Annotated in this window: 3 protein-coding genes; all 3 read right to left on the bottom strand. The window is 69.4% G+C overall.

Annotated elements, in window-relative coordinates:
• Positions 1–4: 4 nt before the first annotated feature.
• The 3 genes from ACQI5H_RS00875 to ACQI5H_RS00865 are packed head-to-tail and all read right to left on the bottom strand — an operon-like array spanning position 5 to position 21,906.
• Positions 5–17,098 carry an amino acid adenylation domain-containing protein gene (locus ACQI5H_RS00875; protein ID WP_427077548.1) on the bottom strand — a complete coding sequence of 5,698 codons (17,094 nt, stop codon included), beginning with the start codon at positions 17,096–17,098 and terminating at the stop codon, positions 5–7.
• Entirely contained in the window at positions 17,085–21,656 is a 4,572-nt protein-coding gene (locus ACQI5H_RS00870; RefSeq protein WP_427077547.1) for an amino acid adenylation domain-containing protein, read from the bottom strand. Before ACQI5H_RS00870 ends, ACQI5H_RS00875 begins: the two co-directional genes overlap by 14 nt.
• 22 nt (positions 21,657–21,678) lie before the next feature.
• Positions 21,679–21,906: an MbtH family protein gene (locus ACQI5H_RS00865; RefSeq protein ID WP_076059235.1), complete on the bottom strand. Its 228-nt coding sequence runs from the start codon at positions 21,904–21,906 to the stop codon at positions 21,679–21,681.
• Positions 21,907–22,172 lie beyond the last annotated feature (266 nt).

Genomic DNA, 22,172 nt, shown 5'->3' with positions numbered 1-22,172 from the left:
CCGGCTAGAGCAGCCCCAGCCGCTTCAACTCGGTGACGTATTTGACGATGATCGGCGGCGAGATGTGCGGGATGTCGTTGTCCGGTCCAATCTTGGCTTCCTGCACCGCAGCCCGGAATCGGTCGGTCGGGGCGAGAGAACCCCGAACCGGCTCTATCGCGTGCACATCCGGCGTATTGCGCAGCAGCAATTGCAGCACCTCCAGCACCGAGTGCTGGCGCTGCCGTTCAGGCAGGGCGCGCAGGGCGGCCTCGAATCGCCGCAGCCACTCCCCGAAGTCGTCGATGCGCTGGATCGGGTAGCCGGCGTCGATCAGCCAGTCGACGAACTGATCGAATCCGATGCCGTCGTCGTGCGGGTTCATCACGTGGTAGGTCTCGAACCCGTCGACCACCTGGGCGCCCAGCGTGGCGATCGACTCGGCGACGAATCCGACGGGCAGCCCGTCGAAGTGCGCGCGCTGCCGGTTGCCGTCGGCGTCGAGCCGGTACACCGAACGCGGCGCGATACCGGTGGCCACCACACTCAACACCAAGCGGGAGAACAGGTCCGACTCGTTGAGCTGACCCACATAGGTGGTGTCGGCCATGACCATGTCGCAGCGAAACACCGCCACCGGCAGCCCACACAGATCGTTGGCCTCACGCAGTAATACCTCGCCGGCCCATTTGCTGATGCCGTAGCCGTTGGCGTAGCTGCCGTCCATGGTGCGGGTGGGGCTGATGACCCGGATATCGGCGTCCTCGGTGAACGCCGACGGCTCGATCTGGTCACCCACGTTGACGGTGGACACGTAGATGTAGGACTTGAGTTTGGTGGCCAGCGCCAAGCGGATCAGCTCGGCGGTGCCCGCGACGTTGGGCCCGAACAGCTCGCTGTAGGGCAAGACGGCGCTGACCATGGCCGCGGAATCGACGATCAGGTCAACCGTGTCTGCCAGCCCCTGCCAGGCATGCCGGTCCAGGCCCAAGTTGGCCTCGGCCTTGTCGGCCGCGATCACCCGCAGATGGTCCCGGGCCAGGTCCTGGAATCGCCACAGCAGATCCGCATCGCCGCGGTCGAAGACCTTGACGAGCCGGCGCCGCGCATCCTCGTCGGAGTCGGCCCGCACCAGACAGATCAGCGTGCCGTCGACCAGCTCCATCCGCTCCAGCCATTCCAGGAGCAGGTACCGTCCCACGAAACCGGTTGCGCCGGTTAGCAATACCGTCCGCACCTCGGCGCTGGGGCCGGGCAGCGACGGGGCGGCGGAAAGTGTCGCGGCGTCGAGGAACTTGTCCAGCGTGAGGTCGGCGGCGCGTATCTCGGTGGCGTCGCGGCCGTGCACGGACGTGAAGCCGTCCACGCCGGAATGCCGGCCGACCTGCTGGCTCAAGCCGCTCACCGACGGCGCATCGAACAAGAGGCGCACCGACAGGTGGGCATCCAGGGCGGTGTTGATCTTGGCGATCACCCGCATCGCGGAAAGCGAATCGCCACCGAGGTGGAAGAACGACTCGTCGACGCCGACACGGTCGACGCCGAGCACCTCGGCGTAGATGCCGGCGACGATCTCCTCGGTGGGGCTGGACGGCGCTCGGTAACGATCGCCCTCCTGGTACTCCGGTGCCGGCAGGGCGCGCTTGTCGAGTTTGCCGTTGACCGTCAACGGCAGGGCCTGCACCGCCACCACGGCCGCGGGAACCATGTACGCCGGGAGCCGCTCGGCCAGCGCGGCGCGCGCCGCGGCCGGATCGGCGCTCCCGGTGACATAGCCGACCAGGCGCTTATCGCCGGGACGGTCCTCGCGGGCGATCACCGCCGCCTGCCGCACGCCGTCCACGGCGGCCAGCGCCGCCTGCACCTCACCGAGTTCGATGCGATACCCGCGGATCTTCACCTGCTCGTCGGTGCGCCCGAGATATTGCAGCTGCCCGTCGGGTCCCCAGCACACGAGATCGCCGGTGCGATACATCCGAGACCCGGGCCCGCCGAAGGGACACGCCACAAACCGCGACGCGGTCAATCCGCCGCGGCGCCAATACCCACAGCCGACCTGGCCGCCGGCCACATACAACTCGCCGACCACTCCGGGGGGCACCGGACGCAACCACGCGTCGAGCACAAACAACGCCGCCGTCGGCAGGGGCGACCCGATCGGCACCACACCCGACCCGGGTGTCAGAGCGGCGCTGACCGCCACCCACATCGTGGTCTCGGTGGGGCCGTATTCGTTGATCATCACTCGCCCGGGCGCCCAGCGGTCCACCACTTCGGCCGGGCAGGCCTCGCCACCGACCAGCAAGGCCACCGAGTCCAAACCCTCCGGTGACAACGCCCCGACAGCCGACGGGGTTTGGCTCAACACGTTGACCCGTTCGTCGACGAGCAAGGCGTGGAAGTCTTCCGGCGAGCTGGCCACCGATTCGGGCACCACGACCAAGCGCCCGCCACGCAGCAGGGCGCCGAAGATCTCCCAGCCCGAAATGTCGAAGCTGTAGGAATGCCACTGCGACCACACCCGCTCGGGACCCGGTGGCAGGCCGGTGTCGTCGAGCGAGTCGGCCAACAGCGTGACGTTGCGATGCGTGATGGCCACGCCCTTGGGCACACCCGTCGTTCCGGAGGTGAAGATGATGTAGGCGAGGTCATCGGCCGCCGGCGCGGGTAACGCGCTGCTGGGCTGAGCTGCTATCGCAGCGTCGTTGACGTCGATGACCGCCAGGTCGCACCCGGCCAGCCGGTCGACCAGCCCCCCTGTGGTGACCGCGGCGATCGGCGCGGCGTCGGCGAGCATGAACTCCACCCGCGACCGCGGGTGCGCCGGGTCGATCGGCAGATACGCCGCCCCGGTCTTCAGCACCGCCAACATCGCGATGATCGCCTCGGCGCAGCGGCTGAACAGCAACGCCACGCACTCGCCGGGCCCCGCGCCGTGGCCAGAAAGCAAGTGCGCCAACCGGTTAGACGCCTCGTCCAGCTCGCGATACGTCCACGACTGCTGCCCGCACACCAACGCCGTCGCCGTGGGGTTGCTCGCCACTTGGGTGCCGAACAACGCCGGAATCGACGGCTCGGGCGCGGCCGGGCGGGTCAGCACCGCCTGGTTGCCCCACGCATCCAGGCGGGCGTACTCGGCCTCGTCGAGCAGCTCCATCGACGACAACCGCTGGGCGGGATCGGCGGCCATCGCGTCCAGCACCCGCTGCAACCGCTCGACGAACACCTCGACGCTGGCGGCATCGAAGACGTCGGTGCGAAATTCCACCTGCCCGCCGATCCCGGCGGGCTCACCCGCATCGCTCCAGCGTTCACCGAGGGAAAATGTCAGGTCCATGCGTGCGGTGTGGGTGTCGACAGGCAGCGGGGCGACCTGCAGATCACCCAGCGCCAGCGCGGCTTCGGGGCCGTTGTCCTGTCCGGCAAGGTTCTGCCAGGCCAACATCACCTGAACCAGGGGGTGATGGGTCAGCGACCGGGTCGGGTTGAGCCGCTCCACCAATAACTCGAAGGGCACGTCCTGGTGTTCGTAGGCGGCCAGGCTGCGCTGGCGCACCTGGGCCAACACCTCGGCGACGGTGGGATCGCCGGCCAGGTCAACCCGCAACGCCAGGGTGTTGACGAAAAATCCGACCAGCTCGTCGAGCGCGGGGTCGCGCCGGCCGGCGATCGGGAATCCCACCGCGACATCGGGGCTGGCGCTGAGTTTGGACAACAACACCGCCAGCGCGGCCTGCATCACCATGAAGCTGGTCGCGCTGTGCTCGCGGGCCAGCCGGGCGACGCGCTGTTGCAGCTCGGCGGGCCAGTCCACGGCGACATTGGCGCCGCGGTAGTCGGCCACCGGCGGGTAGGGCCGGTCGGTGGGCAGCGCCAGGCGTTCGGGCATGCCGGCCAGGGCGTCCTGCCAGAACTCCAGCTGCGCGGCGATGCGGCTGTGCGGGTCGGTCAGCTCACCGAGCTGGTCGCGCTGCCACAGCGTGTAGTCGACATACTGCACCGCCAAATCCGGCCAGCCGGGGGCTTGCGCCGCGCACCGGGCGGAGTAGGCCACCCCCAGATCGCTCACCAGCGGCATCAGCGACACACCGTCGGCGGCGATGTGGTGCATCGTGGCCACCAGCACGTGTTCGTCCGGGCTGATGCCGAAAAGCCTTGCACGCAACGGAATCTCGGCCGTCAGGTCGAACGTGTAACGGGCGGACTCCTCGATGGCCTTGGCCAGCCGGTCTCGCGTCCACGCGCTCGCGTCGACGACCTGCCACCCGTAGTCGGCCCGCTCGGCCGAGATCACCTGCTGCTGGGGGATCCCCTCGGGCGCCGGGAACAGGGTGCGCAGGCTTTCGTGGCGGGCGACGACATCGCCCAGCGCCGCGCCCAACGCGTTCGCGTCGAGTTGGCCGCGGAGCCGCAGCGCCACCGCGATGTTGTAGATCGGCGACGGCCCCAGCAACTGGTCCAAGAACCACAACCGGGACTGGGCGAACGACAGTGGCACCACCGCGGGCCGCGGGCCGGCCACCAACGGCTCCAGCCCACCCTCTTCGGCGTCGATCCGCGGCGCCAGCTCGGCGACCGTGGGCGCGTCGAACACGCTGCGCACCGCGAGGCCGGCATCCAGGGCGGTGTTGATCGCGGCGATAAGGCGCATCGCCGACAGCGAGTCCCCACCCAGGTCGAAGAACGAGTCGTCGACCCCGACCCTGTCGAGCCCGAGCACTTGGGCGTAGATGCCGGCGAGGATCTCCTCGATGGGCCCGGCCGGGGCGTGGAAGTGATCGCCATCCTGGTAGTCCGGTGCCGGCAGGGCGCGGGTGTCCAGCTTGCCGTTGGACGTCAGCGGCAGCGCGTCGAGCACGACGACAGCGGCGGGCACCATGTAGGCCGGCAGCCGCTCGGCCAGCGTGGCGCGCGCTTCGGCCGGATCGGCACTGCCGGTGACATAACCCACCAGCCGCTTGTCGCCGGGGCGGTCCTCGCGGGCGAGCACCGCCGCCTGCTGCACCCCCTCCAGGTTGGCCAGCGCCGTTTGGACTTCGCCCAATTCGATGCGATAGCCGCGGATCTTGACCTGCTCGTCGGCGCGCCCGAGGTACTGCAGCTGCCCGTCGGCGCGCCAATACGCCAGGTCTCCGGTGCGATACATGCGTGTTCCCGGCTCCCCGAAGGCGCAGGCCACAAACCGCGTCGCCGTCAGCGCGGGCCGGCCGACATACCCGGTGGCCACACCGGTGCCGGCCACGTAGAGCTCGCCGACTACCCCCGCGGGGACCGGCCGCAACCAGCCGTCGAGGACGAACAACGCCGCCCCGTCGACCGGCGACCCGATCGGCGGACCACCCGAACCCGCGGTGAGCGGGGCGCTGATCGCCACGCACATCGTCGTCTCGGTGGGTCCGTAGGCGTTGATCATCACCCGCCCCGGCGCCCAGCGATCCACCACCTCGGCCGGGCACGCCTCGCCGGCCATCACCAACGCGACCGAGTCGAGCCCCTCGGGTGACAAGGCCGCCACGGCCGACGGGGTCTGGGTCAACACGCTGACCCGCTCACCAATCAGCATGTCGTGGAAGTCTTTTGGTGAGGCGGTCACTTCCTCGGGCACCACCACCACTCGCCCGCCGCGCAGCAACGCACCGAAGATCTCCCACACCGACACGTCAAAGGCCAGGGAGTGACACAGCGGCCATACCCCCGCCGCGGGCAGTCCCGCATCCAACGACTCCAGCAGCCGCGTCACGTTGCCGTGGGTGACCGCGACCCCCTTGGGCACACCGGTGGTGCCCGAGGTGTAGATCAGGTAGGCGAAGTCCGCCGGCGACGGCGTCGGCAACGACGTGGACGGATAGGTCTGGATGCGCGGGTCGTCGACGTCGACGACTTGGACGTCATGCCCATTCAGCCGGCCGGCCAGCTCGGCGGTGGTGATCGCCGCGACCGGCGCGGCGTCGCCGAGCACGAACTCCACGCGGGCGTCGGGCACCACCGGGTCGATCGGCACATAGGCCGCGCCCGTTTTCGCCACGGCCACAATCCCCACGACCGCCTGCTCCGACCGCGGCATCAGCAGCGCCACGCATTGCCCCGGGCCCGCGCCGTGGCCGGAAAGCAAGTGCGCCAACCGGTTTGACGCCTCGTCCAACTCGCGATACGTCCACGACCGCCGGCCGCCGCTGATCGCGACAGCGTCGGGTATGCGCGCCACATGGTCGGCGAACAACGCCGGAATCGACGCCGCCACGGGCATGGGCCGGGTCAGCGCCGCCCGATTGCCCCACTCGTCGAGCCGGGCCAGCTCGCCGGCACCGAGCACGTCGACCGACGACACCCGCCGCGTCGGGTCGGCGGTCAGCGCCGCCACCACGCTGCGCAGCCGCTCGATCAACGCCTCGATGCTGGCCGCGTCGAACACGTCGGTGCGGAACTCCACCTCCCCGCCGATCCCGGCGGGTTCGCCGGCGTCGGTCCAGCGTTCGGCCAGGGCGAACACCAGATCCATGCGAGCGGTGTGGGCATCTACCGGCATCCGCGTGACGCGCAGTTCGCCCAGACTCAGCTGTGCGGGCTCGTTGTTCTGCCAGGCCAGCGCCACCTGGACGAGGGGGTGGCGGGCCAAGTTCCGGGCGGGGTTGAGCCGCTCGATCAGCACCTCGAAGGGCACGTCTTGGTGTTCGTAGGCGGCGAGGCTGCGTCCGCGCACCCGGTCGAGCAGCTCGGGGACGGTGGGGTCCCCGGTCAGATCGACGCGCAGCACCAGGGTGTTGACGAAGAAGCCGACCAGCTCGGTCAGCGCGGGGTCGGGACGCCCGGCGATCGGGAACCCGATGGCGACATCGCTGCTGGCGCTGAGCTTGGACAGCAGCACCGCGAGGGCGGCCTGCAACACCATGAAGCTGGTCGCGTTGTGCTCGCGGGCCACCCGGGCGACTCGCTGCTGTAGCTCGGCGGGCCAGTCGACAGGGACCGTGGCGCCTCGCTGATCGGCTGCCGGCGGGTAAGGCCGGTCGGTGGGAAGCTGCAACTGCTCGGGCATGCCGGCCAGGGTGTCTTCCCAGTAGGCGAGCTGGCCCGCGATGCGGCTGTGACGGTCGTCGAGTTCGCCGAGCTGCCTGCGCTGCCACAGCGTGTAGTCGACGTATTGCACGGGCAGCGCGGCCCAGTCGGGGGCTTGTCCGGCGCAGCGGCTGGCATACGCCACACCCAGGTCGCGCACCAGCAGGTTCACCGACCAGCCGTCGGAGGCGATGTGGTGCACCACGGCCACCAGCACGTGCTCGTCGTCCGCGACCCGGAAAAGCCTTGCCCGCAAAGGGATCTCCGTCGCCAGATCAAACGTGTGACGGGCCGCGGCGCCGACGGCCTCTTCCAGCCGGGCCGCCGGCCAACCGGATGCGTCGACGATCTGCCAACCGAAGTCCGCCCGCTCGGCGGGCATCACCAGCTGCCGCGGTATCCCCCCGGATGCCGCGAACAGAGTCCGCAGGCTCTCGTGGCGGCCCAGCACGTCGGCGACGGCCGCCCCCAAGGCGTTGGCATCGAGAGGCCCGCACAGCCGCAGGGCCACCGCCATGTTGTAGGCCGGCGACGGCCCCTGTAGCTGGTCGAGGAACCACAACCGGTTTTGGGCGAACGACAGCGGGATCATCGCCGGCCGGTCGCCGGCGACCAACGGCTCCAGTCCGGCCGCGCCCGCCGCACCGACGCGGGGCGCCAATTCGGCCACCGTGGGCGCCTCGAACAAGGCGCGCACCGAAAGTCCGGCGTCCAGAGCGGCATTCACCGCCGCAATCACGCGCATCGCGGACAGCGAGTCCCCACCGAGCTCGAAGAACGACTCGTCGACCCCGACTCGCTCCAGGCCGAGGACCTGGCCGTAGATGCCGGCCACGATGTCCTCGGTGGGGGTGGCCGGGGCGCGGTAACCGCCGGCATCCTGGTATTCCGGCGCCGGCAGGGCGCGTTTGTCGAGCTTGCCGTTGACCGTCAGCGGGAGGGCATCGATCACCATGACCGCGGCCGGGACCATATAGGCCGGGAGCCGCTCGGCCAGCTGGGCGCGGACCCGGGCCGCGTCGGTGCTCCCCGTGACATAGCCGACCAGCCGCTTGTCGCCGGGTTGGTCCTCGCGCGCGATCACCACCGCCTGCCGCACGCCGTCCACGCCGGCCAGCGCGGCCTGGACTTCACCGAGCTCGATGCGATAGCCGCGAATCTTGACCTGGTCGTCGGAGCGCCCGAGGTATTGCAGCTGCCCGTCGGCGCCCCAGCACACCAGGTCGCCCGTGCGATACATCCGTGTCCCGGGCGCCCCGAAGGGACACGCCACGAACCGAGATCCGGTCAAGCCCGCGCGACCCACATACCCGTACCCCGCGCCGGAGCCGGCCACATACAGCTCGCCGATCACGCCGGGCGGCGTCGGCCGCAACCACCCGTCCAGCACAAAGAAGGCGAGATGGGCCAGCGGCACCCCGACGGGGCTGACATTCGTGATGGCGTCGCTGTCGACGATCTGCCGCAGCGAGGCGTGCACCGTCGTCTCGGTGGTGCCGTACATATTGATCAGCCGGGGCAATCCGGGATGGTCGTGCATCCACCGCTTGAGGCGTTGCGGTTCCAGCGCTTCGCCCGCGAAGATCACGGTCCGCAGGTTCAGCCGTTGGCCCAGCTCCGGTGATTGCGCGTCGGCGGCTTGCAGCGCATAAAACGCCGACGGCGTCTGGCTCAAGACACCGACTTGTTCGGCGACCAGAAGGGAGTGGAACTCTTCGGGTGAACGCGCCACCGACTCGGGCACCACCACCAGGCGCCCACCGTGCAGGAGCGCACCCCATATCTCGCACACCGAGACGTCGAACGCCAGCGAATGCCACTGCGACCACACCTGGCCGGTCAGCTCCAGGCCATCGCCCATCGAGTCCAGCAGCTGTATGACGTTGTGGTGGGTAATCGCCACACCCTTGGGGACTCCGGTGGTGCCCGAGGTGTAGATCAGGTAGGCGATCTCATCGGGGGCCGGCGCCGGCAATGCGGTGCCGGGCTGGGTGGCAATCCGCGGGTCGTGAATGTCGATGGCCAGCAGGTCCTGTCCGGCCAGCCGGTCGGCGTGTGCGGTGGTGGTGATCGCGGCGATTGGGGCGGCGTCGCCGAGCACGAACTGCATCCGCGCGTTCGGCACCGCGGGGTCGATCGGCACATAGGCCGCACCGGTTTTCAGCACCCCCAGGATCGACACGATCGCCTCGGCCGAGCGCGACAGCAGTAGCGCCACACGCTGCCCCGGCCCGGCACCGTGGCCAATCAACAAGTGCGCCAAGCGATTCGACGCCTCGTCCAGCTCGCGGTAGGTCATGCTGCGGCCGTCGACGGTCAGCGCCACGGTCTGAGGTGAACGGTTCACCTGCGCGGCGAACACCGCCGGAATCGACACTGTGGTGCTCGCGGGTTGGGTCAGCGCCGCGCGGTTGGCCCAGCCATCCAGGCGGGCCTGCTCACCGGCGTCGAGGACATCGACGGTGGAGAGCCGCCGTGTCGGGTCGGCGGTGATGGCCACCAAGACCCGCCGCAGCCGCTCGATGAGGGTTTGGATGCTGGCCGCGTCGAACACGTCGGTGCGAAACTCCACGCTGCCGCCGATGCCAGCGGGCTGGCCGTCCTCGGTCCAGCGCTCGGCCAAGGAGAACGTCAAATCCATTCGGGCGCTATGGGTATCGGCCGGCAGCGGGCTGACCTCGAGGTCACCCAGCGCTATCGCGCCGGGATCGCCTTGCTGCCAGTTCTGCCAGGCCAGCATCACCTGAACCAACGGGTGGTGCGCAAGCGAGCGGGCCGGGTTGAGCCGCTCGACCAGCACCTCGAAGGGGACGTCCTGATGCTCGTAGGCGGCCAGGCTGCGCGCACGCACCTGCGCCAGTACTTCCGCGATCGTGGGATCGCCGGCGACGTCCAGGCGCAACACCAGGGTGTTGACGAAGAAACCGACCAAGTCATCCAAAGCGGCGTCGCGCCGTCCGGCGATCGGGAAGCCCACGGCCACATCGACACTGGCGCTGATCTTGGCCAGCAACACCGCCAGCGCGGCCTGCATCACCATGAAGCTGGTCGCGTTGTGTTCCCCGGCGACCCGGCGCAGCTGCTGCTGCACCTCGACCGGCCACTCCACCGCCACGGTGGCCCCGCGGTAATCGGCCACCGGCGGATAAGGCCGATCTGTCGGAAGCGCCACCCGCTCGGGCATCCCCGCCAAAGCGCCTTGCCAGTAAGCCAATTGCGCGCCGATGCGGCTCTCGCTGTCGTCGAGCTCGCCGAATTGGGAGCGCTGCCACAGCGTGTAGTCGACGTACTGCACCGGCAACGGCATCCACCCGGGGGGTTGCCCGACCGAGCGGCTGGTGTAGGCCACGCCCAGATCGCGCACCAGCGGACCGACCGAGAGTCCGTCGGCGGCGATGTGATGCACCACCGCGGCCAGCACGTGCTCGTCCTCGCCGACGCGGAAAAGCCGCGCCCGCAACGGAATCGCGGAGGAAAGATCGAACGCGTAGCCCGCCATTTCCTCGATCTCCGCCGCCAGCTGGCTTTCCGGCCAGCCCGCGGCGTCGACGACATCCCAGCCGAAGTCGGCCCGCTCAGCCGGCATCACCACCTGCTGCGGTGCGCCCTGCGGGGCGACGAATACGGTGCGCAGGCTTTCGTGCCGGCTCACCACGTCGCCCAGCGCGGCGCCCAATGCCTCGGCGTCCAAAGGCCCGCGCAGCCGCAGGGCCACCGCCATGTTGTAAACCGGTGAGGGCCCGTGCAGTTGGTCCAAGAACCACAACCGGTTCTGGGTGAACGACAGCGGCACCACCGCCGGCCGCTCGCCGGCGGTCAGCGGCTCGAGCCCGTCCCCCTCGGCACCCACACGCAGGGCCAACTGCGCCACCGTCGGCGCCTCGAACAAGACACGCACCGCAAGCCCGGCATCCAACGACTTGTTGGCCGCGGCGATCACCCGCATCGCCGAAAGCGAATCCCCACCCAGCTCGAAGAACGAGTCGTCAACCCCCACCCGATCCAGACCGAGGACCTGGGCGTAGATGCCGGCCAGGATCTCCTCGACCGCACCCGACGGGGCGCGATAAACGGCGCCGTCCTGGTATTCCGGTGCCGGTAGCGCGCGGACGTCGAGTTTGCCGTTGGGTGTCAGGGGCAGCGCGTCGACGACGACGATCGCGGCCGGCACCATATACGGCGGCAGCTGATCGGCCAGCTTCGCGCGCAGGCGGGCCGGCTCGACCGCGCCGGTCACGTAACCCACCAGCCGCTTGTCGCCCGGCCGGTCCTCGCGGGCGATCACCGCCGCGTCGTCGACGCCGTCCAGTCCGGCGAGCGCCGAGCGCACGTCACCGAGTTCGATGCGGTAGCCACGGACTTTGACCTGCTCGTCGGCGCGGCCGAGGTACTGCAGCTGCCCGTCGGCCCGCCAGCGCACCAGATCCCCGGTGCGATACATCCGAGTGCCGGCCCCGCCGAACGGGCACGCCACAAACCGCGACGCGGTCAAACCCGCCCGGCGGACATAGCCGCAGCTGACGCCGCGACCGGCCGCGTACAGCTCCCCGACCACCCCGGCCGGCACCGGCCGCAACCATTTGTCCAACACAAACAACGCCGACCCGGGCACCGGCGACCCGATCGGCACCACACCCGACCCCGGCGCCAACGGCGCGCTCAGTGTCACCACCATCGTCGTCTCGGTCGGGCCGCAGGCGTTGAGCATCAGCCGCCCCGGCGCCCACCGATCCACCACGTCGGTCGGGCAGGCCTCGCCGGCGACGATCAACGCCATCTGCCCCAACTCCTGCGGCGACAACGTCGCCACCGCGGAGGGGGTCCAGGTGAGGAGGCTGACCCGTTCCCTGACGAGCAGGGCGTGGAAGTCTTCGGACGCGGCGGCGACCGATTCCGGCACCACCACCACGCGCCCGCCGTGCAACAGCGGGCCCCAGATCTCCCACACCGACGTGTCGAAGCCATAGGAATTGCACTGCGTCCAAACCCCCGGCGGCACATATGAATCCGCGACCGCCAGGAACTGGGTGACGTTGCGGTGGGTTACGGCGACCCCTTTGGGGACGCCGGTCGTGCCCGAGGTGTAGATGATGTGGGCGATGTCGTCCGGTGCGGGTCCGGGCAGCGCGGTGCTGGGCTGGGCGCGAATCCGCGGATCGTCGACATCGATGACCGCCACCCCGTGCCCGTGTAGCCGGTCGGCGTGCTCGGCGGTGGTGATCGCGGCGATGGGCGCGGCATCGGCCAGCATGAACTCGATCCGCGCGTCGGGGTGCGCGGGGTCGATCGGCAGGTAGGCGGCCCCGGTCTTGAGCACCGCCGCAATCGCCACGATCGCCTCGGCCGACCGGGGAAACAGCACCGCCACCGACTGCCCCGGCCCAGCGCCGTGGCCAGAAAGCAAGTGCGCCAACCGATTCGACGCCTCGTCCACCTCGCGGTACGTCCATGACCGCTCTCCATACCTGATTGCCACGGCCTCCGAAGCGCGTGCGACCTGCGCGGCGAACAACGCAGGAATGGACGCCGCGGGGGCCGGGGTCTGGGCCAGCACCGCCCGGTTGCCCCACCGGTCCAGCTGGGCTTGCTGATCGTCATCGAGGAGATCGATCGACGACAGGCGCCGCGCCGGGTCGGTGGTCAGGGCCACCAACACCCGTCGCAACCGCTCGATCAGCCCTTCGATGCTGGCCGCGTCGAAAACGTCGGTGCGAAACTCCACCTCCCCGCCGATCCCGGCGGGCTCGCCGGCGTCGGTCCAGCGTTCGGCGAGGGAAAACGCGAGGTCCATGCGGGCGGTGTGGGTGTCCACCGGCAGCGGCGTGACCCGCAGCTCCCCCAGACTCAGCGTGGCGGGCTCGTTGTTCTGCCAGGCCAACAACACCTGTACCAGCGGATGGTGGGCCTGGCTTCGGGTGGGGTTGAGCCGCTCGACCAGGACCTCGAAGGGTACGTCCTGGTGTTCGTAGGCGGCGAGGCTGCGCTGGCGCACTTGGTCCAGCAATTCGGTGGCCGTGGGATCACCGGTCAGATCGACCCGCAGCACCAGCGTGTTGATGAAGGACCCCACCAGCTCGTCGAGCGCGGGGTCGCGCCGCCCGGCGATCGGGAACCCCACCGCCACGTCGTCGGTGGCGCCGAGCGTGGAGAGCAATACCGCCAGCGCTGCCTGCATCACCATGAAGCTGGTCGCATCGTGCTTGCGGGCCACGTCGCGCACCCGCTGCTGCAGGTCTGCCGGCCAGTCGACCGAAAGCCGGGCACCGTGGTAATCGCCGACCGCCGGGTAGGGCCGGTCGGTGGGAAGCTCGAGCCGCTCGGGCATTCCGGCGAGGGCGTCCTGCCAGTAGGCCAGCTGCGCGGCCATGCGGCTGTCGCTGTCGTCGAGCTCACCGAACTGCGTGCGCTGCCACAGCGTGTAGTCGACGTACTGCACCGGCAGCGGCGTCCAGTCGGGCGCTTGTCCGATGGACCGGCTGGCATACGCCACACCAAGGTCACGCACCAGCGGCTTCACCGACCAGCCGTCGGCGGCGATGTGGTGCACGGCCGCCACCAGCACGTGCTCGTGCTCGGCGACGTGGAAAAGCCTTGCCCGCAAAGGGATCTCGGCGGCAAGGTCAAATGTGTACTGCACCGAGGTGCCGATGGCCTCCTGCAGCCGGCTTTCCGGCCAGCCGGTGGCGTCGACGACTTCCCAACCGAAGTCGATCCGCTCGACCGGCAGCACCACCTGCTGGGGAATCCCGTCGTGCGCGGCAAACACCGTCCGCAGACTTTCGTGGCGGGCCACCACGTCGGCCAGGGCGGCACCCAATGCGTCGGCGTCGAGGCGCCCGCGCAGCCGCAACGCCACCGCCATGTTGTAGATCGGGGACGGTCCTTGCAGCTGGTCCAGGAACCACAACCGGTTCTGGGCAAACGACAACGGCACCACCGCCGGTCGCTCCCCCGCCACCAAAGGCTCGAGGCCCTCCCCGCCGGTACCGATGCGGGGCGCCAGCTGCGCCACCGTGGGCGCCTCGAAGAGGTCCCGCACCGAAACGCCGGCGTTCAAAGACTTGTTGATCGAGGCGATCACCCGCATCGCCAACAGCGAATCCCCGCCCAAGTCGAAGAACGACTCGTCCACGCCGACCCGGTCCAGCCCCAACACCTGGGCGTAGATCCCGGACACGATCTCCTCGGTCAGGGTCGCCGGGGCGCGGTAACCACCGGCGTCCGAGTATTCCGGTGCGGGCAGGGCGCGGGTGTCGAGCTTGCCGTTGACCGTCAACGGCAGTGCGTCCAGCACCACCACCGCGGCCGGGACCATGTACTCGGGCAGCCGCTCGGCCAGGCTCGCGCGCGCCGTGGCCGCCTCGACGGTCCCGGTCACGTAGCCGACCAGGCGCTTGTCGCCGGGGCGGTCCTCGCGGGCGATCACCACCGCCTGCTCCACCCCGTCCACGCCGGCCAGCGCGGCCTGGATTTCACCGAGCTCGATGCGGTAGCCGCGGATCTTGACCTGCGCGTCGGCACGTCCGAGGTAGTGCAGCTGCCCGTCGGCGCCCCAGGAAACGAGATCCCCGGTGCGATACATGCGTGCCCCGGGTCCGCCGAACGGGCAGGCCACGAACCGCGTCGCCGTCAACGCCGCCCGGCCGACATACCCATACCCCTGCCCGGAGCCCGCCACATACAACTCCCCGACGACGCCGGCGGGCACCGGTCGCAACCAGCCGTCGAGCACAAAGAAGCCAAGGTGTCCCAGCGGCACCCCGATCGGGCTGACGTTGACGTCGACGTCGTCGCCGGCGATCTCGCGGAACGAGGCGTGCACCGTCGTCTCGGTGATGCCGTACATGTTGATCAGCCGGGGCGATCCGGGGTGGTTGTCCAGCCAGGCCCGAAGCCGTTGTGGTTCAAGCGCTTCGCCGCCGAACACCACCGTCTCAAGTGTGAGCTGATCTCCGGTCGATTGCGCGTCGACGGCTTGCAGCGCATAGAACGCCGACGGGGTCTGGCTCAGCACGCTGACCCGCTCGCGAATCAGCAAGGCACGCAAGTCTTCCGGTGAGCGCACCACCGCCTCGGGCGCCACTACCAGGCGCCCGCCGTGCAACAGCGCGCCGAAGACCTCCCACACCGAGAAGTCGAAGGCCAGCGAATGGCATTGGGTCCACGCCTGCCCCGGCGACAGCTCCAGGTTGGCGTCGAGCACCTCGAGCAGCTGAATCACGTTGCGGTGGGCGACGGCCACCCCCTTGGGGACGCCGGTCGTGCCCGAGGTGTAGATCAGGTAGGCGATCTCATCCGCACCCGGCGCCGGCAACGCCGAGCTGGGCTGGGCGCCGATCCGCGGGTCCTCGACATCGACGACCGGAAGGCCGGACCCGGCCAGCCGCTCGGCCAGCTCGGCGGTGGTGATCGCGGCGGCCGGCGCGGCGTCACCGAGCACGAACTGCATCCGCGCGTCCGGCACCACCGGGTCGATCGGCACATACGCCGCACCGGTTTTCAGCACCGCCAGGATCGCCACGATCGCCTCGGCGGACCGGGGAAACAGCAGCGCCACCCGCTCACCCGGACCGACGCCCTCGCCGATCAGCAAGTGCGCCAACCGATTCGACGCCTCGTCCAGCTCGCGGTACGTCGTGCCGCGGCCTTCGAAAGTCAGCGCCACCGCCTCGGGTGAGCGCGCGACCTGCGCGGCGAACAACGCCGGAATCGACGCCGACGCGCTGACCGGCCGGGTGAGCGCCGCCCGGTTAGCCCATCCGTCCAGGCGGGCGCGTTCTTCGGCGCCCAGCACATCCATCGCCGACAACGCCTGGACGGGATCGGCGGCCATCGCCGCCAAGATCTGCTGCAGCCGCCCGATCAGCGTGTCAATGGTTGACGCGTCGAACACGTCGGTGTCGAATTCGACGCGCAGGCCCAATTCGCCGCCCGGCAGCACCTGCACGGCGAGCGGGTAGTGGTTGTATTCGCGGTTGGTGAACTCGGTGACGGTCAGCCCGTCGACGCCGGACAACACCTCGATGTCGATCGGGTAGTTCTCGAACGCCAAGAGGGTGTCGAACAACTGGTTGTGACCGGTGACGCGGTGGATGTCGCGCAGCGCCAAGTGCTGGTGGTCGACGGTGTCGTTGTGGACCTGTTGCAGCCGATCGAGCAGGTCCGCCACCGTGGTCCCCGCCGCCATGCGCGCCCGCACCGGCACCGTGTTGATCAGCAGCCCCACCATCGAGTCCGCGCCCAACACCTCGGCCGGCCGACCCGAGACCGTGACGCCGAAGGCGACGTCGTGCTGGCCGGTCAGCATGGTCAGCAGCTGCGCCCAGGCGCCCTGCAGCACGATGTTGACCGTGGTCCGGCAGGACCGCGCCAGCTCACCGACGGCGCGTGTGATCTCTTCCGGAACCCGGAACGACGCAACCGCGCGACGCCCCAGCTTGAGCCGATCGGGCGGGCCGACCAGGGTCGGCGCCTCGAAACCGGCGAGCGCCGCCTGCCACGCCGCGCGGGCAGCGCCGACGTCTCGATCGGCCAGCCAAGTGACAAAGCGGCGATACGGCGCGGCCGCGGGCAGGCGCTGGCCGTAATAGCTGGCGAAGATTTCCTGCAGCACGATCGGCAGCGACCAGCCGTCGACCACGATGTGGTGAAAGGTCAGGACGAACCGGTGCTGATGCGGTGCGGTCCGGATCAGCGCCGCCCGAAAAGCCGACTCCTCGGCGAGATCGCGAACCGCCGCGCGCTCAGCGGCACAGAGCCGCTGCATCTGCTCCTCGACGTCGGCGTCGGTGCCGCCGTCCAAATCGACGTACTGCCAACCGGTCTCGGGATCGGCCGGGATGATCTGCACCGGCTGGTCGAATTGTTCGGAGAACAACGCCGCCAGGTTGGGATGCCGGTTGACCATCGTTTGCACGGCATCGCGCAGGCGATGCGGGTCAAGCGGTCCGGTCGCGGTGATGTCGAGCTGCACCGCGTACAGATCGTCGCCACCTTGCACGGTGCTGGCGTGGAAGAGCAGCCCCTGTTGCAGTGGGGTCAGGGGCAGTACGTCAGCGATCCGCATAGTGGCGCTGGAGCTCGTCGATCTGCTGCTGGCTGAGACCGGCGAGCGCGATATCGGACGGCGTCAACCCGCCTCCACCGCCGCGCACATGCGCGCAGATACCGGCCAGGGCCTCGAACCACAATTGGCTCAGCCGGTTGACGTGCGCCTGAGTCAGCGCCGAGGGCGCCCAGGTCCAGTTGGCCTGCAGGCGCGGGCCCGAGCCGGTGTCGACGGTACCGGCATTGAGCTCCACGGTGTGCATCAATGGCATGGGTATAGCCGCGCTGGCACCGCCGGCCGCCAAGCCATCCTGGCAGAGTCGCCACAGATCGTCGGACATCTCGGCTGCCGCCGCACCCACACGCCCCAGGTAGTTGAACCCGATCGGCGGGTCGGCTTCGGCCAGGTCCACGTCGGGGTTCAGGTAGCGCAGCACCCCGTAACTCAGCGGGTCCGGGAGCGCGCGAAGCTGTTCTTTCGCGTCCTTGAGCACCGCTCCGAGGGCGGCATCGCCGGCTCCCACCTGCGCCCAGCGCAGCCCACCGAGGGCCAGGGACACCGGGTATTTGGTGGTGAACCAACCCACCGTGCGCGACAGATCGACGTCGGCGCCCAGCTCCTCGTGGCGCCCGTGGCCCTCGACGTCGATGCCGATCGGCGCGCCACCGGTGCCCAGGAACTCCGACAGCGCCAACCCGAATGCAATCAACAAAATGTCTTGTACCCCAGCCCGAAACGCGGCCGGCACCTCACCGAGCAGCATGCGGGTCGTCTCGACGTCCAGCTCCGCCGACAACTGCCCGGCGCTGACGTAGCTGTCGATCTCCGGTTGGACGTCGGGCAGCACCGCCGGGACCGCCGCCACCTGCCGCCACGCCTCGGTCTGATCGACCACCGCCGGATCGCGTGCGTACTCGGCCAGCAGCTTCGCCCAGCGGGCAAACGAGGTGCCGCCGGCCGGCAACGCCACCGGCTGCCCGCTGTGGTGCTGGGCCCACGCAATGTTGAGGTCTTCCAACAGGATTCGCCACGACACCCCGTCGACGGCCAGATGGTGAACGATCAATGCCAACTGCCCGGTGGAGGCTGCCCACACGGCGCTGAGCATCATCCCGGCGGCCGGGTTCAACCGTGACCGCGCATCGACCAGGACCTCGTCGGAGAGCACGTCGATCGATTGCAGGCATGCGGCGGCGTCCACCGATCCGACCTCGGGAACCTGCAGCGACCAACCCCCGGCGCCGTCGTCGTCGACGCGCAGCCGAAGCATCGCGTGCCGATCCAGCAACGCCTGCAGCACGACCCGCACGTCGGCCTCGCCGACGCCGGCCGGAGCCGCGACGACCACGGTCTGATTGAACTGATCGACTGGGCCGTCGATCTCGTTGAGCCACCGCATGATTGGGGTGGCCACCACCGCGCCAAGCCCCTCGTCGACCACGTCGCCCGAACCGTCGGCGACACCGGCCACCCGGGCCAGCCGGGCCACGGTCTGCTCGACGAAGATGTCGCGCGGCCGGCACACCACGCCGGCCGCCCGCGCCCGGGCCACCACCTGCATCGACAGGATGCTGTCGCCGCCCAGCTCGAAGAACGACTCGTCGACGCCGACCCGCTCGACACCGAGGACCTGGGCGTAGATGCCGGCCAGGATCTCCTCGACGGCGCTGACGGGGGCGCGGTAACGATCGGCATCGGAGTATTCCGGTGCGGGCAGGGCGCGTTTGTCGAGCTTGCCGTTGACGGTCAGCGGCAGCGCCTCCAGCCTCACCACCGCGGTCGGCACCATGTAGGACGGGAGCCGCTCGGCCAGCGCGGCGCGCGCGGCGGCCGGCTCGGCGGTTCCGGTCGTGTACCCCACCAATCGCTTGTCGCCGGGGCGGTCCTCGCGGACGATCACCACCGCCTGCTGGACCCCGCCCACGCGGGCCAAAGCCGCCCGGACTTCACCCAGCTCGATCCGGTAGCCGCGGATCTTGACCTGCTCGTCGGCGCGGCCCAGGTAGTCCAGCTGCCCGTCGCCACGCCAAGACACGAGGTCGCCGGTGCGATACATCCGTGTTCCCGGCGCCTCGGGCTCGCTGAACGGGCAGGCCACGAACCGCGTCGCGGTCAACCCGCCCCGCCCGACGTAGCCGTATCCCAGGCCGGAACCGGCCACATACAGCTCGCCGACCACGCCGGCCGGGACCGGCCGCATCCAGCCGTCCAGCACGAAGAAGCCCAGGTGCTCGAGCGGCACCCCGATGGGACTGGCGGTGCTGTCGATGTCGGCGTCGCCGATCTCCCGGAACGAGGCGTGCACGGTGGTCTCGGTGGTGCCGTACATGTTGATCAGTCGCGGCAGCCCGGGGTGGTTGTGCAGCCATTTCTTGAGACGTTGCGGTTCCAGCGCCTCGCCGGCGAATATCACCGTTTGGAGCTTCAGCTGGCGGCCCAGCTCGGGCGACAGCGCGTCGGCGGTTTGCAGCGCGTAAAAGGCCGACGGCGTCTGGCTCAACACGCTGACCTGTTCCCTGACCAGCAGGGCGTGGAAGTCTTCCGGTGAGCGTGCGACCGATTCGGGCACTACCACCAACCGGCCGCCGTGCAGCAGCGCACCCCAGATCTCGCAGACCGAGACGTCGAAGGCCAGGGAATGCCACTGCGACCACACCTGGCCGGTCAATTCCAGGCTGTCGTCCAGCGTCTTCATCAGCTGGATCACGTTGTGGTGGGTGATCGCCACGCCCTTGGGCACCCCGGTGGTGCCCGAGGTGTAGATCAGGTAGGCCGTCTCGTCGGCCGCCGGCGCCGGCAGCGCGGTGCTGGGGTGGGTGGCGATCCGCGGGTCGTCGACATCGACGACCAGCAGCTCGTGCCCGTCCAGCCGGGCGGCCAGCTCGGTGGTGGTGAGCGCCACGAGCGGGGCGGCGTCCTCGAGCATGAACTCGATGCGGGCCGCCGGCACCGCCGGATCGATCGGCACGTACGCCGCCCCGGTCTTCAGCACGGCCAAGATCGACACGATGGCCTCGGCCGACCGGGAGAACAGCAACGCCACCCGCTGGCCCGGCCCCACTCCCTCGCCGGCCAGCAAGTGCGCCAACCGGTTCGACGCCTCATCGAGCTCGCGGTAGGTCGTGCAGCGGCCCGCGAAGCTCACCGCCACGGCCTCCGGCACGCGCGCCACCTGCCCCGCAAACAGCGCCGGGATCGACACGGCGGGAGCCGGCCGCTCGGTCAGCACGGGTCGGTTGCCGATCTCGTCGATGCGGGCCTGCTCGGCCTCGTCGAGCAGATCGATCGACGACAGCCGCCGTGTCGGGTCGGCGGTCATCGCCGTGAACACCCGCTCCAGGCGCTTGGCCAGCTCGCCGATATCGCAGTTGGCGAACAATTGGCCAGTACCCGGCGTGTTCAGGAAGAGCTTTTCCTCGTCCCGGAAAAAGACCAGCCGGAACTGATCTCCCAAACCGTCGTGGGTCAGCGTCGCCGTCACGGCGGAACCGGCGAGATCCGTCAGGTGTGTCGTCGGAATGAAGTTAAGCCCGACCCGATTCGACGCCTGCCCGAAGGCGTGGAAGTGCGCCGCGTTCTCCATGGCGTGCACCGGGAAACGCTGGTGCTGCAACGTCTCGCGGATCCGCGTGTCGACATGCTCACAGAACTCGGCGATCGACGCCCCCGGTGACGCCGTCAAGACCAGCGGGACGACCCCGGAAATCATCCCGGGCACCAACTTCAGCTGCGGATCCACCCGCCTGCTGACCGGGAAGTCGAACACGACCTGCGAGCCCTCACCGTCGCAGCCGCCCACCAGCAGCGCGCACGCCGCGGTCATCACCGACGACCGGCGCATCCCCAACGCCCGCGCCAACTCGTCCATCCCGGCCACCGCGGCCGGGTCCAACTCCACGGGGGCACCAAAGTCGTGCGGGTCACGCCCACCGGCCTCGACCACCGATCCGGCCTGACGTTCGCTGTCCGGCGGCAGGTGACCGGCCCAGTACGCCCGGTCCTCGTCGTAGTCGGTGGAGGCTTCGTACGCCAGCTCGCAATCGACCAGATCGGTCAGCGACCCGAAAAAGGCGGGTGGGGCCGAGACGCCCGCGCTCATCGCGTTGTAGACGGTCGCCAGCCGGTGCAGAACGAAGGCGAGGCCGACGCCGTCGGTGACGATGTGGTGGCAGCAGACGAAGAAATAGAACTCGTCGATCTGCGTCTGCATCAACGCGAATTTGAACAGCGGACCGCTCAGCGGCATCACCGTGCGCTGAATCGACGACGCCAGCCGATAGGCGTCGCGCTCGGGATCCTGCGAGCCCATCAGGTCATAGCGGGCCAGCTCGACGTGCGGGTCATCCACGATCTTCTGGAAAACCTGGCCATCCACCTGGAAAAACGACGCCCGCAGCGGTTCGGCCTCGCTGACCGCCTGCCGGATCGCCGACTCGAACAAATCTGTGTCGATCGGGCCCGCGATGCGCACGAACACGCCCAGCTGCCACCTGGCGCCGAAGAGCCCCGTTTCCTCGGCCAGCCAGATGTCCTGCTGAGCTCTCGTCAGCGGAAGTGCCCGGTCCTCAAGTTCCATACGATCCCCCAAGCCCGATGGTCTACTTCTCTGCCTGAACCGCTGCCAGCCTCTCGCGCAGACTCCTCGGCCGGATATCGGTCCAGTTCTGTTCGATGTAGTCCAGACATGCAGCGCGCTCGGCTTCGCCGTAAACCACCCGCCAGCCGGCAGGAACATCGGCGAAGACCGGCCACAAGCTGTGCTGCTCCTCGTCGTTGATCAAGACGAGAAAGCTGCCACCGTCGTCGTCGAACGGATTGACGCTCACCGATTCTCCGTACCCGCTAGTCGAAATGAAGGAAACCCCTCACAAACGGTAATGGAGCCCAGCAGGGCCTGTATGCGCTTTCGAAAAAGTCCCTGGTGCGATCCGAGTGACTCTCGACACAACTCACCGATCAGTGCCCGGTACCCGCGTCCGCCGCCGCCATTTCCGGCGCTCTGAGCTGCGGCGATGGGTTCGGCTTCGGCGCGCCTCGGCGCTGGGCCCCGGCCCCTGCGGGACAAGGAATTTTCGGTGCTCGTTAGTGCCAC

The sequence above is a fragment of the Mycobacterium heidelbergense genome (assembly GCF_050205645.1).
Lineage (GTDB): Bacteria > Actinomycetota > Actinomycetes > Mycobacteriales > Mycobacteriaceae > Mycobacterium > Mycobacterium heidelbergense_A.
Note: the sequence above shows the minus strand (reverse complement) of the source record. Positions and strands in the feature narration are given on the sequence as shown.